We start from the raw sequence: 12,778 nt of genomic DNA, 5'->3' as shown, positions 1-12,778 counted from the left end.
TTTCTTCAGCTCCTCAGACGCGACGCTTCTTCGGCGGACGGCACCCGTTGTGCGGGATAGGCGTCACGTCGATGATGTTCATGATCTTGTAACCGACGTTGTTCAGCGAACGAACGGCGGACTCACGGCCCGGACCCGGACCCTTGATGCGCACTTCCAGCGACTTCACGCCGTAGTCGAGCGCAGCACGGCCTGCCTTTTCGGCAGCCACCTGGGCGGCGAACGGGGTCGACTTGCGGGAACCGCGGAAACCCGCGCCGCCCGAGGTCGCCCACGAGAGCGCGTTGCCCTGGCGGTCGGTGATCGTGATGATGGTGTTGTTGAAAGAAGCGTGGACGTGGGCGATGCCGTCGGTGACGACGCGCTTGATCTTCTTCTTGGTTTTGGCAGCAGCCGGCTTAGCCATGGTCTGTGTCCCTTACTTCCTGATGGCCTTGCGCGGGCCCTTGCGGGTACGTGCATTGGTCCGGGTGCGCTGGCCGCGAAGCGGCAGGCCGCGACGGTGACGCAGGCCGCGGAAGCAGCCCAGGTCCATCAGACGCTTGATGGCGATGCCGATTTCGCGACGCAGGTCGCCCTCGACAACGTACTTGCCGACTTCGGCGCGCAGGCGCTCGACTTCCGGCTCGGAAAGGTCACGGATCTTGGTGGTGGCGGTGACGCCAGCCGAGACACAGACCTTCTTGGAACGGGTACGGCCAATGCCGTAAATGCTCTGGAGCCCAACCCAGACATGCTTCTGGGCAGGCAGATTGACGCCCGCAATACGCGCCATAACGCGATCTCCAACTGATTGGCGGCCAGGACGGATTAATCCCGGCGGAGTGAACTGGAAAGTATACTAAGGTCTCGGGTTAATAGGAAGCCCTACCGCGCCCGAAGGCGCAGCAAAGCCCGGCATGGGGAGTGTGCCCATGCTCCGGCGACGAATCTGGACTGGCTGGGACAAGACGGTCAACTGCCCTGCCCCAACCCCGCGCGCTACTCTGGCGCGCGGAACGGTCCGGATTCACCCGCGCGCGAGACCGCCGCGCGAGCCGCCCTTCAAGTTCGCCTTCTTCAGCAGGCTCTCGTACTGATGGGACATCAGATGAGCCTGGATCTGGGCGATGAAATCCATGACAACCACGACCACGATCAGCAGCGAGGTGCCGCCGAAGTAGAACGAGGTGCCCAGTTCGGTACGCATGACCTCCGGGAGGAGGCACACGAGGACCAGGTAGACCGCGCCGGCCGCCGTCAGGCGGGTCAGCACGCCGTCAATATAGTCGGCGGTCGACTTGCCCGGACGGATGCCCGGGATCAACGCACCCGACTTCTTGAGATTATCGGCCGTTTCCTGCGAGTTGAACACCAGCGCGGTGTAGAAGAACGCAAAACCGACGATCAGGCCCGCATACAGGATCATGTGCAGCGGCTCGCCCGGGTTCAGCCACTGGCTGACGCGGTGCAGGGTCGAACCGGAATTGCCCTGGCTGAACCAGTTCGCCGCCGTCGCCGGGAACATCACGATGCTCGAGGCGAAGATGGCCGGGATCACGCCCGACATGTTCAGCTTAAGGGGCAGGAACGAGGACTGGTTCTGGTAGGCACTGCGACCGCCGCTGCGACGGGCGTAGTTCACCGTGATCCGGCGCTGGCCCCGCTCGACGAACACCACGAAGTAGGTGAAACCCACCACAATGGCGACGACCGCGATTGCGACCAGGGCGCTCATGTCGCCGTTGCGGATCTGCTCGAACATGCCGATGACGGCGGCGGGCAGGCCCGCGACGATGCCCGAGAAGATGATCAGCGAGACGCCGTTGCCGATACCCCGCTCCGTGACCTGCTCGCCCAGCCACATCAGGAACATGGTGCCGGCGGTCAACGCGATCACCGCGGTCAGGATGAAGCCCGGGCCCGGGTTGTAGACCACCGCGATGCCCTGGCTGGCGCCGCCGGCCTGGAGGGCCGTGGCGATGCCCCATGCCTGGAACACGGCCAGCGGGATCGCACCCATGCGCGACCACTGGTTGATCTTGCGACGGCCTGACTCGCCTTCCTTCTGGATGGCCTTCAGGCTCGGCACGATCTGCACCAGCAGCTGCACGATGATCGATGCCGAGATGTACGGCATGACATTGAGTGCGAACAGGCTGAAGCGATGCAGGGCGCCACCGGAGAACATGTTGAACATGTCCACGATGGTGCCCTTCTGGGTCTCCATCAACTGGAGCATCGCCTCCGGATTGACGCCCGGCACCGGGATGTAGCAACCGATGCGGTAGACAATCAGGGCACCGACGACGAACAGCAGGCGCTGACGGAGCTCGGTGAACTTCCCGAGCCCGCCACCGATACCGGCAACTGCATTGCTACCGCTGCGCGCCATCTAGTCCTTACTCCTCGACCTTGCCGCCGGCCGCTTCGATAGCGGCCTTGGCGCCGGCCGTAGCGGCCACGCCCTTGAGTACGAACTTCTTGGTGATCTCGCCCTTCTTGACGATCCGGGCCTGCTTGGCGGTGCTGTGCACCAGCTTGGCGGCCTTGAGCGCTGCGAAGTCGATCTCGCCAGCTTCCAGCTTCTCGAGCTGGTACATCATCACTTCGGCGGTGTCCTTGAGCAGCTTCGAACGGAAGCCGATCTTGGGCAGGCGACGCTGCATGGGCATCTGGCCGCCTTCGAAGCCAGCCTTGATCTTGCCCTTGCCGGAGCGCGCGAACGAGCCCTTGTGGCCGCGGCCGCAGGTCTTGCCCAGGCCCGAACCGATACCACGGCCGACACGGGTGCGCTCCTGACGGGCGCCTTCAGCGGGTTGCAGAGTGTTGAGACGCATGTCGATTACTCCTCGACCTTGACGAGGTAGTGCAGCTGATTGATCAGACCGCGAACCTGCGGGCTGTCCTTCAGTACACGCACATCGTTGAGCTTGTTCAGGCCCAGCGCACGCACCGACAGGCGGTGACGCGACTGGGTACCACGCAGACCCTTGACCAGGCGCACCTTGACGGTGCCGCCGGTGGTGGCTTCAGTCTTAGCCATGGTTCAGTTCCTCCACCTTCTTGCCACGCTTGGCGGCAATCTTCGCCGGCGAGTGCATGTCGCCCAGGCCCTTGAGGGTGGCGCGAACGAGGTTGATGGGATTACGCGAACCGACGGCCTTGGCCAGCACGTTCTTCACGCCAACCGCTTCCAGGACAGCGCGCATCGCGCCGCCGGCGATGACGCCGGTACCTTCGGAAGCCGGCTGCATGAACACGCGGGCTGCGCCGTGGCCGGCCTTGACCGAGTGCCACAGGGTGCCGTTGTTCAGGTCGACGTTGTTCATGCTCTTGCGGGCATATTCCATCGACTTCTGGATGGCGACCGGCACTTCGCGTGCCTTGCCGTAACCGAAACCGACCTTGCCGTTGCCGTCACCGACCACCGTCAGTGCGGTGAAGGTGAACTGGCGACCGCCCTTGACGGTCTTGCTGACGCGGTTGACCGCGATCAGCTTCTCGATCATGCCATCGTCGATCTCTTCGCGGTTGCGGTCGCGATCACGACCCCGCGGTGCACGTTGTTCTTCTGCCATTTCGAATACTCGTTAGTTGAAGGATTTGCGGCGTGGCCGCTTATGGTTGTGATTTACCGCGGGTGTTTCGCCAGCCCGGAAACCCGAAGCCGCGCCCGACACAGACCCGTGTCGGCGGGGAAAGTTCTGGGTGGGGCCGGGGCCCCACCCATTCAAGCTTAGAACTGCAGGCCGCCTTCGCGAGCAGCATCGGCCAGCGCCTTGATGCGGCCGTGGTAGCGGTAGCCCGAGCGGTCGAATGCGACCTTCTCGATACCGGCAGCCTTGGCCTTCTCGGCGATCGCGCGACCGACCTTGATGGCGGCGTCGGAGTTCTTGCCGTTCTTCAGGCCTTCCTTGACGTCGGCCTGGACGGTCGAAGCCGCAGCCAGGACCTTGGAGCCGTCGGCGGTGAAGACCTGTGCGTACAGGTGCTGACCGGTGCGGAGCACGGTCAGACGCGGCACGCCGAGTTCGCGGATGTGCGAACGGGTGGACTTGGCGCGGCGCAGGCGAGCAATGTTCTTGTTCATTTCTATGTCTCCGAAAGCTGAAGGACCGATTAGGCCTTCTTGGCTTCCTTGCGGATGATGACTTCGCCGGCGTACTTCACGCCCTTGCCCTTGTACGGCTCCGGCGGACGGAAGCCGCGGATCTTGGCCGCAACTTCACCGACGCGCTGCTTGTCCGCGCCCTGGACCACGATCTCGGTCTGGGTCGGGGTGGCGATGGTGATGCCTTCCGGGGCCACGAACACGACCGGGTGCGAGAAACCGAGCGACAGGCTCAGGTCCTTGCCCTGCATGGCGGCACGGTAACCGACGCCGACCAGCTCGAGCTTGCGCTCGAAGCCTTCCGACACGCCCTTCACCAGGTTGGCGAGGATGGCGCGCAGGGTGCCGGTCAGCGGGATCAGCGCGGCATCTTCGGTCGAGAACACGGCGTGGCCGTCTTCAACCTTGACTGCGATGGCGGCGGGCTTGGCGACCGACAGGGTGCCCTTCGGGCCCTTGGCGCTGATCGACTCAGCCTGGATGTTCAGCTCGACGCCCTTCGGGAGGGCAACCGGCTTCTTGGCAACTCGGGACATGTCTATTCCTCCCTTAAGCCACGAAGCACAGGACTTCACCGCCGACGCCCTGCTGGCGCGCCTGCGCATCGGTCATGATGCCCTTCGAGGTGGAGATGATGGCGATGCCGAGGCCGCCCAGGACCTTGGGCAGCTCGGACTTGCCGCGGTACTGGCGCAGGCCCGAACGGGAGAAGCGCTCCAGGCGCTCGATCACCGGCTTGCCTTCGTAGTACTTCAGCGAGATTTCGAGTTCGGACTTGCCGGCGCTGACCGGGGTCACGCGCGAGTCCAGGATGTAACCCTCGTCCTTCAGCACCTTGGCGATGGCAACCTTGATGGTGGACGACGGCATCTTCACCGTCTGCTTGCGAACAGCGGCCGCATTCTTGATGCGGACCAGCATGTCGGCGATGGGATCAGTCATGCTCATGATTAATTACCTATGAGTAGCACCGATATCCGCGGGATTGCGAATTCAGTTGTATGCCCGTGAGGGCGACAAAACAGGCCGAGGATGGGCAAACCCACAAACGACCGGCACCCCGCCCTTCCGGCCGGAGTGCCTTGGAACGAGCGAGCCGGCAAGTCTAGCAGACTTGCCGGCGCGTTTTGTTACCAGCTGGCCTTGCGCAGACCCGGAACGTCGCCGTTCATGGTCGCCTTGCGCAGCATGTTGCGGCCGAGGCCGAACTTGCGGTAGACGCCACGCGGACGGCCCGAGAGCACGCAACGGGTGCGCTGGCGGCTCGGCGAGGAGTCACGCGGCAGCTTCTGCAGCTTGACCACTGCATCCATCTTGTCCTCGTACGAGGCCGTCTGGCTGGAGATGATCTTCTTCAGTGCTTCGCGCTTGCTGCCGTGCTGCTTGGCAAGCTTGGCCCGCTTGATCTCGCGGTTGACCATGGAGGTCTTAGCCATTGTGTCAGTCCTATTGGATCAGTTGCGGAACGGGAAGCGGAACGCTTCCAGCAGTGCCTTGGCTTCGGCGTCGGTCTTCGCGGTCGTGGTGATCGCGATGTCCATGCCGCGCAGGGCGTCGACCTGGTCGAAGTCGATTTCCGGGAAGATGATCTGTTCCTTCACGCCCATGTTGTAGTTGCCACGGCCGTCGAACGAACGACCCGACACGCCGCGGAAGTCACGCACGCGGGGCAGCGAGATGTTGATCAGGCGGTCCAGGAACTCGAACATCTGGGCGCGGCGCAGCGTCACCTTGCAACCGATCGGCCAACCGTCGCGGATCTTGAACGAAGCCACCGACACGCGGGACTTGGTCACGATCGGCTTCTGGCCAGCGATCTTGGTCAGGTCGGCAACGGCGTTTTCCAGGATCTTCTTGTTGGTCGCGGCTTCGCCGACGCCCATGTTGATCGTGATCTTGGAAAGGCGCGGCACTTCCATCGGGTTCTTGTAACCGAACTTCTTGGTCAGCGACGGGACGACTTCGTCCTTGTAGAACTTTTCAAGCCGGGTGGTCATATCAGCATTCCTTAGGCGTCAACCGCCTCACCGCTGGAGCGGAACACACGCAGTTTGCGTCCATCCTCCAGCACCTTGAAACCGATGCGCTCGCCCTTGCCAGTGGCAGGGTTGAAAAGCATCACGTTGGAAATGTGGATCGGCGCTTCGCGCTCGACCACGCCGCCAGGCTGTCCTGCCTGCGGGTTCGGCTTGGTGTGGCGCTTGACGATGTTGATGTTCGACACGACGACCTTCTCGCCGAGTACGCGCACAACGTCGCCCTTCTTGCCCTTGTCCTTGCCGGCGGTGACGATCACCTGATCGCCCTTGCGGATACGGTTCATATAAATTCCTCCGCTCAGAGCACTTCAGGAGCGAGCGAGACGATCTTCATGAACTTCTCGGTACGCAGCTCGCGGGTCACAGGCCCGAAGATGCGGGTACCGATCGGTTCCTGCTTGTTGTTCAGGAGCACGGCGGCATTGCCGTCGAAGCGGATCAGCGAACCGTCCGGGCGACGAACGCCCTTGCGGGTGCGGACCACGACGGCGTCATAGACGTCGCCCTTCTTGACCTTGCCACGCGGGATCGCGTCCTTCACGGTGACCTTGATGATGTCGCCGATGCCGGCGTAACGGCGCTTGGAGCCGCCGAGCACCTTAATGCACATCACTTCCTTGGCACCGGAATTGTCGGCGACGTCGAGGTAGCTTTGCATCTGGATCATGGTTCAGCCTCCTCTTATTCGGCCGCGCGGCTGACGATTTCAACCACGCTCCAGTTCTTGGTCTTGGACATCGGAGCAATCTCCTTCACTCGCACGATATCGCCTTCCTTGCAGGCGTTATCGGCGTCATGGGCGTGGAGCTTGGTCGAGCGACGGATGTACTTGCCGTACAGCGCGTGCTTGACCTGGCGCTCGACGAGCACGGTGACGGTCTTGTCCATCTTGTTGCTGACGACCCGGCCTTCAACCGTGCGCAGCGCCTTGTCTGTATTGTTGTCGGTCATTGCAGGGTCCTTACTTCTTCTCGCCGAGCAGCATGTTGACGCGAGCGATCTCGCGGCGCACACGGCGTGCATCGTGGGTCTTGGCGAGCTGGCCAGTGGCCTTCTGCATGCGGAGGGCGAAGCCCTCCTTGTGCAGCTCGACCAGGTGGGCCTTCAGTTCGTCGGCCGACTTCTCGCGAAGTTGCTTGAGTTCCATTAGCGCACCGTCCGGGTAACGAAAGTGGTGGTCACCGAGAGCTTGGCGGCGGCCAGACGGAACGCTTCACGCGCCACGTCTTCTGCAACACCTTCGATCTCGTAAATCATGCGACCAGGCTGGATCTGTGCGACCCAGTACTCGACGTTGCCCTTACCGGAGCCCATTCGGACTTCGATCGGCTTCTTGGTGATCGGCTTGTCGGGGAACACGCGGATCCACATCTTGCCGCCACGCTTGACGTAACGGCTGATGGAACGACGTGCTGCCTCGATCTGGCGCGCGGTCAGCTGACCGTGCGCCGTAGCCTTAAGGCCGTATTCGCCGAAGCTGACGGCATTGCCGTTCCAGCTCAGGCCCTCATTGCGGCCCTTGTGTACCTTGCGGTACTTGGTTCGCTTGGGTTGCAACATGGCGGATTACCTCTGTTCGCGGGCCGAACGGCCCGGACGGTCGCTGCGATCACCGCGGTCACCACGGTCACCGCGATCGCTGCGCGGCGAATCGTCCTGCTTTTCCTGGCCGACCTGGGAGAAATCGAAGATCTCGCCCTTGTAGACCCATACCTTGATGCCGATGATGCCGTAGGTCGTCTTGGCTTCTGCGAAGCCATAGTCGATGTCGGCACGCAGCGTGTGAAGCGGAACGCGACCTTCGCGGTACCACTCCGAACGCGCGATCTCGGCGCCATTCAGACGGCCGGCGACGTTGACCTTGATGCCGAGGGCACCCAGGCGCATCGCGTTGCCGACAGCGCGCTTCATCGCGCGACGGAACATGATGCGGCGCTCCAGCTGCTGGGCGATCGACTCGGCGACCAGCTGCGCGTCGAGTTCCGGCTTGCGGACCTCGGTCACGTTGATGTGCGCCGGAACGCCCATCACCGCGCTAACTTCCTTGCGCAGCTTTTCGATGTCCTCACCACGCTTGCCGATCACCACGCCCGGACGGGCGGTGTGGATCGTCACGCGGGCGTTGTTCGCCGGACGCTCGATGAAGATCTTGGAGATGCCGGCCTGGGCCAGCTTCTTGCGCAGCAGGTCGCGGACCTTGAGGTCCGCCGCCAGGAACTCGGCGTACTGCTTCTTGTTGGCAAACCACTTGGAATTCCAATCCTTGGAGATGCCAAGGCGGATGCCAGTCGGATGTACTTTATGACCCATTGTCTGACTCCGCCTTACTTGCCCGCGCCAACAACCACAGTGATGTGGCTGGTGCGCTTGAGGATGCGGGTGCCGCGGCCCTTTGCACGCGCCATGAAGCGCTTCAGTGCGGGACCTTCGTCAACCATGATGGTCTTGACCTTGAGCTCGTCGATGTCGGCGCCCTGGTTGTTCTCGGCATTGGCGATGGCGGACTCGACGACCTTGCGGATCATCTGGGCAGCCTTCTTGTCCGAGAACTTCAGCAGGTTGATGGCGCGTTCGGCCGAGAGACCGCGAACCTGGTCAGCGACCAGACGGGCCTTCTGCGGGGAGATGCGCGCGGTGCGCAGGATGGCTTTCGCTTCCATGGTCATCTCCTTACTTGCCCGACTTCTTGTCGCCGCCGTGACCCTTGAAGGTACGGGTCAGGGCGAACTCGCCAAGCTTGTGGCCAACCATGTTCTCGTTGACGAGCACCGGAATATGGTTCTTGCCGTTGTGCACGGCGATGGTGAAACCCACCATCTCCGGCAGGATCATCGAACGACGCGACCAGGTCTTGATCGGCTTCTTGTTGTTACCCGCGGTCTCGACCTTCTTGATCAGATGGTGGTCGACGAACGGGCCTTTCTTCAGTGAACGTGCCATGGCCGATTAGCTCCTGCGATCGCGCACGATGAACTGCTGGGTGCGCTTGTTCTTGCGGGTCTTGTAACCCTTGGTCGGAACACCCCACGGGGTGACCGGGTGCGGGTTGCCCTGACCAGCCTTGGCCTCACCACCGCCGTGCGGATGGTCGACCGGGTTCATGGCCGCACCGCGAACGGTCGGACGGACGCCGCGCCAGCGCTTGGCGCCAGCCTTGCCCAGCTTCTCGAGGTTGTGCTCGTCGTTGCCGACTTCGCCGATGGTGGCGCGGCACTCGGCCGGCACCTTGCGCATTTCGCCGGAGCGAAGACGCAGCGTGGCGTAGCCCTGCTCGCGGGCGATCAGCTGCACGCCAGCGCCTGCGGCGCGGGCCAGCTGGGCGCCCTTGCCCGGCTTCATCTCGATGCAATGCACGGTGGAACCGACCGGGATGTTGGTCAGCGGCAGCGTGTTGCCGACCTTGATCGGGGCGTCACGGCCCGCGATCACCTGGTCACCGTCCTTCAGGCCCTTGGGGGCGATGATGTAACGGCGCTCACCGTCGACGTAGCACAGCAGCGCGATGTGAGCGGTGCGGTTCGGGTCGTATTCGATGCGCTCGACGCGCGCCGGAATGCCTTCCTTGTCGCGCTTGAAGTCGATGATGCGGTAATGCTGCTTGTGACCACCGCCGACGTGGCGGGTGGTGATCCGGCCGTGGTGGTTACGACCGCCGGTCTTGCCCTGCTTCTCGACGAGCGCCGCGTGCGGCGCGCCCTTGTGCAGGCCCGGGGTCACCACGCGAACCGCGCTGCGGCGGCCGGGGGAGGTGGGCTTGAAAGTCATCAATGCCATGGGTCTTTCCTCAGGCCTTGGCCATCACGTCGATCGACTGGCCTTCGGCCAGCGTCACGTACGCCTTGCGCCAGTCGCCGCGGCTGCCAGAGCGGAACTTGAAGGACTTGTTCTTGCCCTTCACGTTGACCACGTTGACTGCCTCGACCTTGACTTCGAACAGCTTTTCCACGGCGACCTTGATGTCGGCCTTGGTAGCGTCCGTCGCGACTTCGAAGACGTATTGGTTGGAAACTTCCTGCAGACGTGCGGTCTTTTCGGACACGCGCGGCGCACGGATGATGTTGTAGAGCTTGGCCTCGTTCATGCCAGCCACTCCTCGATCTTCTTGACGGCGTCAGCGGTGACCACGACCGAATCGGCGCCGACGAGGCTGACCGGATCCAGGCCCTGGACGTCACGCACTTCGACGTACGGCAGGTTGCGAGCCGAGAGGTACAGGTTCTCGGAAGCGTCCTCGGTGACGATCAGCGGACGACGACCGACTTCCAGGCCCTTGAGCTTAGCGATCAGGCCCTGCGTCTTCGGAGCGTCGAGGTCGAACGACTCGACGACCATGATGCGCCCCTGGCGATTGAGCTCGGACAGGATCGCGGCCATCGCGGCGCGGTACATCTTGCGGTTGACCTTCTGCGCGAAGCTGCGCGGCTTGGCCGCGAAGGTCACGCCGCCGCCGACGAAGATCGGAGCCGTCAGCGCACCATGACGCGCACCGCCGCCCTTCTGCTTCTTCGACTTCTTGGTGGTGCCGTTGACTTCCGAACGGGTCTTCTGCGCCTTGGTACCGGCACGACCGGCATTGCGGTAGGCAACGACCACCTGGTGGACCAGGTCTTCGCTGAATTCGCGGCCGAAGATCGCGTCGGAGACCGACAGCGTCTTGGTGCTGTTATTGATGGCGAGTTCCATCGTCATCTCTCCTTATGCCTTGCTCGAGGGACGCACGATGACGTCGCCGCCCGGCGCGCCCGGCACCGCACCCTTGATCGCGATCAGGCCACGCTCTGCGTCGACCTTGACCACTTCCAGGCGCTGCGTGCTCTGGGTAACCGCGCCCATGTGGCCGGCCATCTTCTTGCCCGGGAACACACGGCCCGGCGTCTGGCGCTGGCCGATGGAGCCCGGCGAGCGGTGCGACAGCGAGTTACCGTGCGTCGCGTCGCCCATGGTGAAGTTCCAGCGCTTGATCGTGCCCTGGAAGCCCTTGCCCTTGGTGACGCCCTGGACGTCGACCAACTGGCCGGCTTCGAAGATGTCGGCCTTGATCTCGCCGCCGATTTCGAAACCGTTGATCTGGTCGTCTTCAACACGCAGTTCCCACAGGCCACGACCGGCTTCAACCTTCGCCTTGGCGAGGTGACCGGCTTCGGGCTTGTTGATGAGCGCAGCGCGGCGCACACCGACAGTCACCTGCACGGCGCTGTAGCCGTCGGTTTCCTGGGTCTTGATCTGGGTGATCCGGTTCGGGGTGGCCTCGATGAGGGTCACGGGAACCGACTTGCCGTCTTCAGTGAAGAAGCGGCTCATGCCGGCCTTGCGACCGACGATGCCCAACGAATATTTCTTCGCGGTCATGGTGGTGGCCTCAGGTCAGCTTGATCTGCACGTCAACGCCAGCCGCGAGCTCGAGCTTCATCAGCGCGTCCACGGTCTTGTCGTTGGGGTCAACGATGTCCAGCACGCGCTTGTGCGTGCGGGTCTCGTACTGGTCACGCGCATCCTTGTCGGCATGCGGCGAAACGAGGATGGTGTAACGCTCGATCTTGGTCGGCAGCGGGATCGGGCCGCGCACTTGCGCGCCGGTCCGCTTGGCCGTCTCGACGATCTCGCTGGCCGAGCGGTCGATCAGGCGATGATCGTACGCTTTGAGCCGGATTCGGATCTTTTGGTCCGCCATGACGGAATTCCTTACGTTAAAAGAGCGACGGGCCGGCTTCTGGGTGTGCCGAACCCCTGGAATACGCAAACACCCCGGAGCTGCACCCTCGCTCCGGAGCTTCCCTGCCTCAAAAAACAAGGCAGACCGGTTTCCCGATCCGCCCAGACGGTGGAGTAGAACGCACGAAGCGCCCCGTTTAGCGTTCCTTGGAAGCCCGAGGGCCCAGAACGTACGGAGCGTTGCCGTGCGACATGTCCATGTCTGGCGAATACGAGGCGCATCCTGCACCTCATTTCGCTGGTTGCGGGGCCTTCTTGAAGGAAGGTCCGCAGTGGTCGTGCATTCTAACCGGATATCCACAGGTTGTGCAAGCACGACCTGGGAAACCGGGAAAAGGGGGCGCTGAGCCCCCTCTCCCTGGCGCTTTGCGCCTGTCCCTCTCCCACAAGGGGAGAGGGGAAACGCATCGCGCCTGACTCCCCTTCCCTCTCCCCTTGTGGGAGAGGGACGCCGCCGCAGGCGGCAGGGAGAGGGGTATTACTTGATGATCTTGGCAACCACGCCGGCGCCGACGGTACGGCCGCCTTCGCGGATTGCGAAGCGCAGACCTTCGTCCATCGCGACCGGGTTGATCAGCGAGACGACCATCTTGATGTTGTCGCCCGGCATGACCATCTCGACGCCTTCCGGCAGCGTCACTGCGCCGGTGATGTCGGTGGTGCGGAAGTAGAACTGCGGACGGTAGCCCTTGAAGAACGGGGTGTGACGGCCGCCCTCGTCCTTCGACAGCACGTACACCTCGGCTTCGAACTCGGTGTGCGGGGTGATCGAACCGGGCTTGCACAGCACCTGGCCGCGCTCGACGTCGTCACGCTTGGTGCCGCGCAGCAGCAGACCGGCGTTGTCGCCTGCCTGACCCTGGTCCAGCAGCTTGCGGAACATCTCGACGCCGGTGACGGTCGTCTTCTGGGTCGGACGGATACCGACGATTTC

25 protein-coding genes are annotated in these 12,778 nt (G+C 63.2%); all 25 read right to left on the bottom strand.

The window, feature by feature from the left end:
* Positions 1 to 13: 13 nt before the first annotated feature.
* Positions 14 to 406, bottom strand: coding sequence for a 30S ribosomal protein S11 (gene rpsK / locus AC3A3Q_RS15345; RefSeq protein ID WP_055902370.1), 393 nt, complete (start codon positions 404 to 406; stop codon positions 14 to 16).
* Between the two features lie 12 nt (positions 407 to 418).
* A complete protein-coding gene (gene rpsM / locus AC3A3Q_RS15340) occupies positions 419 to 775 on the bottom strand; it encodes a 30S ribosomal protein S13 (protein ID WP_200606494.1) in 357 nt (118 codons plus the stop codon).
* Positions 776 to 1,009: 234 nt separating this feature from the next.
* On the bottom strand, positions 1,010 to 2,374 hold the full coding sequence (gene secY / locus AC3A3Q_RS15335; RefSeq protein WP_487587050.1) for a preprotein translocase subunit SecY: 1,365 nt from the start codon (positions 2,372 to 2,374) through the stop codon (positions 1,010 to 1,012).
* Positions 2,375 to 2,381: 7 nt separating this feature from the next.
* A complete protein-coding gene (gene rplO, locus AC3A3Q_RS15330; RefSeq protein WP_487587190.1) occupies positions 2,382 to 2,825 on the bottom strand; it encodes a 50S ribosomal protein L15 in 444 nt (147 codons plus the stop codon).
* Positions 2,825 to 3,025: a 50S ribosomal protein L30 gene (gene rpmD, locus AC3A3Q_RS15325; protein ID WP_200606497.1), complete on the bottom strand. Its 201-nt coding sequence runs from the start codon at positions 3,023 to 3,025 to the stop codon at positions 2,825 to 2,827. The genes rplO and rpmD overlap by 1 nt, the downstream gene beginning before the upstream one ends.
* Entirely contained in the window at positions 3,018 to 3,560 is a 543-nt protein-coding gene (gene rpsE, locus AC3A3Q_RS15320) for a 30S ribosomal protein S5 (RefSeq protein WP_158733581.1), read from the bottom strand. Before rpsE ends, rpmD begins: the two co-directional genes overlap by 8 nt.
* Before the next feature lie 158 nt (positions 3,561 to 3,718).
* A complete protein-coding gene (gene rplR / locus AC3A3Q_RS15315) occupies positions 3,719 to 4,078 on the bottom strand; it encodes a 50S ribosomal protein L18 (RefSeq protein WP_487587189.1) in 360 nt (119 codons plus the stop codon).
* A gap of 23 nt (positions 4,079 to 4,101) precedes the next feature.
* Positions 4,102 to 4,629: a 50S ribosomal protein L6 gene (gene rplF, locus AC3A3Q_RS15310; protein ID WP_487587049.1), complete on the bottom strand. Its 528-nt coding sequence runs from the start codon at positions 4,627 to 4,629 to the stop codon at positions 4,102 to 4,104.
* 13 nt (positions 4,630 to 4,642) lie between these two features.
* Positions 4,643 to 5,041, bottom strand: coding sequence for a 30S ribosomal protein S8 (gene rpsH / locus AC3A3Q_RS15305; RefSeq protein ID WP_158733583.1), 399 nt, complete (start codon positions 5,039 to 5,041; stop codon positions 4,643 to 4,645).
* Positions 5,042 to 5,223: 182 nt separating this feature from the next.
* Complete coding sequence (rpsN, locus tag AC3A3Q_RS15300; RefSeq protein WP_158733584.1) at positions 5,224 to 5,529, bottom strand: 30S ribosomal protein S14; 306 nt, start codon at positions 5,527 to 5,529, stop codon at positions 5,224 to 5,226.
* 18 nt (positions 5,530 to 5,547) lie between these two features.
* Positions 5,548 to 6,090 carry a 50S ribosomal protein L5 gene (rplE, locus tag AC3A3Q_RS15295; RefSeq protein ID WP_200606500.1) on the bottom strand — a complete coding sequence of 181 codons (543 nt, stop codon included), beginning with the start codon at positions 6,088 to 6,090 and terminating at the stop codon, positions 5,548 to 5,550.
* Positions 6,091 to 6,101: 11 nt separating this feature from the next.
* Positions 6,102 to 6,416 carry a 50S ribosomal protein L24 gene (gene rplX / locus AC3A3Q_RS15290; protein ID WP_158733586.1) on the bottom strand — a complete coding sequence of 105 codons (315 nt, stop codon included), beginning with the start codon at positions 6,414 to 6,416 and terminating at the stop codon, positions 6,102 to 6,104.
* Positions 6,417 to 6,430: 14 nt separating this feature from the next.
* Entirely contained in the window at positions 6,431 to 6,799 is a 369-nt protein-coding gene (gene rplN / locus AC3A3Q_RS15285; protein WP_056136003.1) for a 50S ribosomal protein L14, read from the bottom strand.
* A 14-nt stretch (positions 6,800 to 6,813) separates the two neighbouring features.
* Positions 6,814 to 7,083 (bottom strand): 30S ribosomal protein S17, encoded by a 270-nt coding sequence (gene rpsQ, locus AC3A3Q_RS15280; RefSeq protein ID WP_158733587.1) that lies wholly within the window; start codon positions 7,081 to 7,083, stop codon positions 6,814 to 6,816.
* A gap of 10 nt (positions 7,084 to 7,093) precedes the next feature.
* Positions 7,094 to 7,279, bottom strand: a complete 186-nt coding sequence (gene rpmC / locus AC3A3Q_RS15275; RefSeq protein WP_057948548.1) for a 50S ribosomal protein L29 — start codon at positions 7,277 to 7,279, stop codon at positions 7,094 to 7,096.
* Positions 7,279 to 7,692 carry a 50S ribosomal protein L16 gene (rplP, locus tag AC3A3Q_RS15270; RefSeq protein ID WP_055902334.1) on the bottom strand — a complete coding sequence of 138 codons (414 nt, stop codon included), beginning with the start codon at positions 7,690 to 7,692 and terminating at the stop codon, positions 7,279 to 7,281. Before rplP ends, rpmC begins: the two co-directional genes overlap by 1 nt.
* 6 nt (positions 7,693 to 7,698) lie before the next feature.
* On the bottom strand, positions 7,699 to 8,442 hold the full coding sequence (gene rpsC / locus AC3A3Q_RS15265; protein ID WP_158733589.1) for a 30S ribosomal protein S3: 744 nt from the start codon (positions 8,440 to 8,442) through the stop codon (positions 7,699 to 7,701).
* Between the two features lie 14 nt (positions 8,443 to 8,456).
* Positions 8,457 to 8,792: a 50S ribosomal protein L22 gene (gene rplV, locus AC3A3Q_RS15260; RefSeq protein WP_158733590.1), complete on the bottom strand. Its 336-nt coding sequence runs from the start codon at positions 8,790 to 8,792 to the stop codon at positions 8,457 to 8,459.
* Positions 8,793 to 8,802: 10 nt separating this feature from the next.
* Positions 8,803 to 9,072: a 30S ribosomal protein S19 gene (gene rpsS, locus AC3A3Q_RS15255; RefSeq protein WP_200606502.1), complete on the bottom strand. Its 270-nt coding sequence runs from the start codon at positions 9,070 to 9,072 to the stop codon at positions 8,803 to 8,805.
* A gap of 6 nt (positions 9,073 to 9,078) precedes the next feature.
* Positions 9,079 to 9,906: a 50S ribosomal protein L2 gene (gene rplB, locus AC3A3Q_RS15250; protein ID WP_200606503.1), complete on the bottom strand. Its 828-nt coding sequence runs from the start codon at positions 9,904 to 9,906 to the stop codon at positions 9,079 to 9,081.
* A gap of 10 nt (positions 9,907 to 9,916) precedes the next feature.
* Positions 9,917 to 10,213, bottom strand: coding sequence for a 50S ribosomal protein L23 (gene rplW, locus AC3A3Q_RS15245; RefSeq protein ID WP_158733593.1), 297 nt, complete (start codon positions 10,211 to 10,213; stop codon positions 9,917 to 9,919).
* Positions 10,210 to 10,815 (bottom strand): 50S ribosomal protein L4, encoded by a 606-nt coding sequence (gene rplD / locus AC3A3Q_RS15240; protein WP_200606504.1) that lies wholly within the window; start codon positions 10,813 to 10,815, stop codon positions 10,210 to 10,212. The genes rplW and rplD overlap by 4 nt, the downstream gene beginning before the upstream one ends.
* Before the next feature lie 12 nt (positions 10,816 to 10,827).
* Positions 10,828 to 11,481 carry a 50S ribosomal protein L3 gene (gene rplC, locus AC3A3Q_RS15235; RefSeq protein WP_200606506.1) on the bottom strand — a complete coding sequence of 218 codons (654 nt, stop codon included), beginning with the start codon at positions 11,479 to 11,481 and terminating at the stop codon, positions 10,828 to 10,830.
* Positions 11,482 to 11,491: 10 nt separating this feature from the next.
* Positions 11,492 to 11,803 (bottom strand): 30S ribosomal protein S10, encoded by a 312-nt coding sequence (gene rpsJ, locus AC3A3Q_RS15230; RefSeq protein ID WP_014161383.1) that lies wholly within the window; start codon positions 11,801 to 11,803, stop codon positions 11,492 to 11,494.
* A gap of 519 nt (positions 11,804 to 12,322) precedes the next feature.
* On the bottom strand, positions 12,323 to 12,778 hold a 456-nt coding region (locus AC3A3Q_RS15225), incomplete at its 5' end, for an EF-Tu C-terminal domain-related protein (protein ID WP_487587048.1).

It is taken from the genome of Lysobacter sp. Soil_C_59 (genome assembly GCF_057656415.1).
This window is presented reverse-complemented; position numbering and strand designations above follow the sequence as displayed.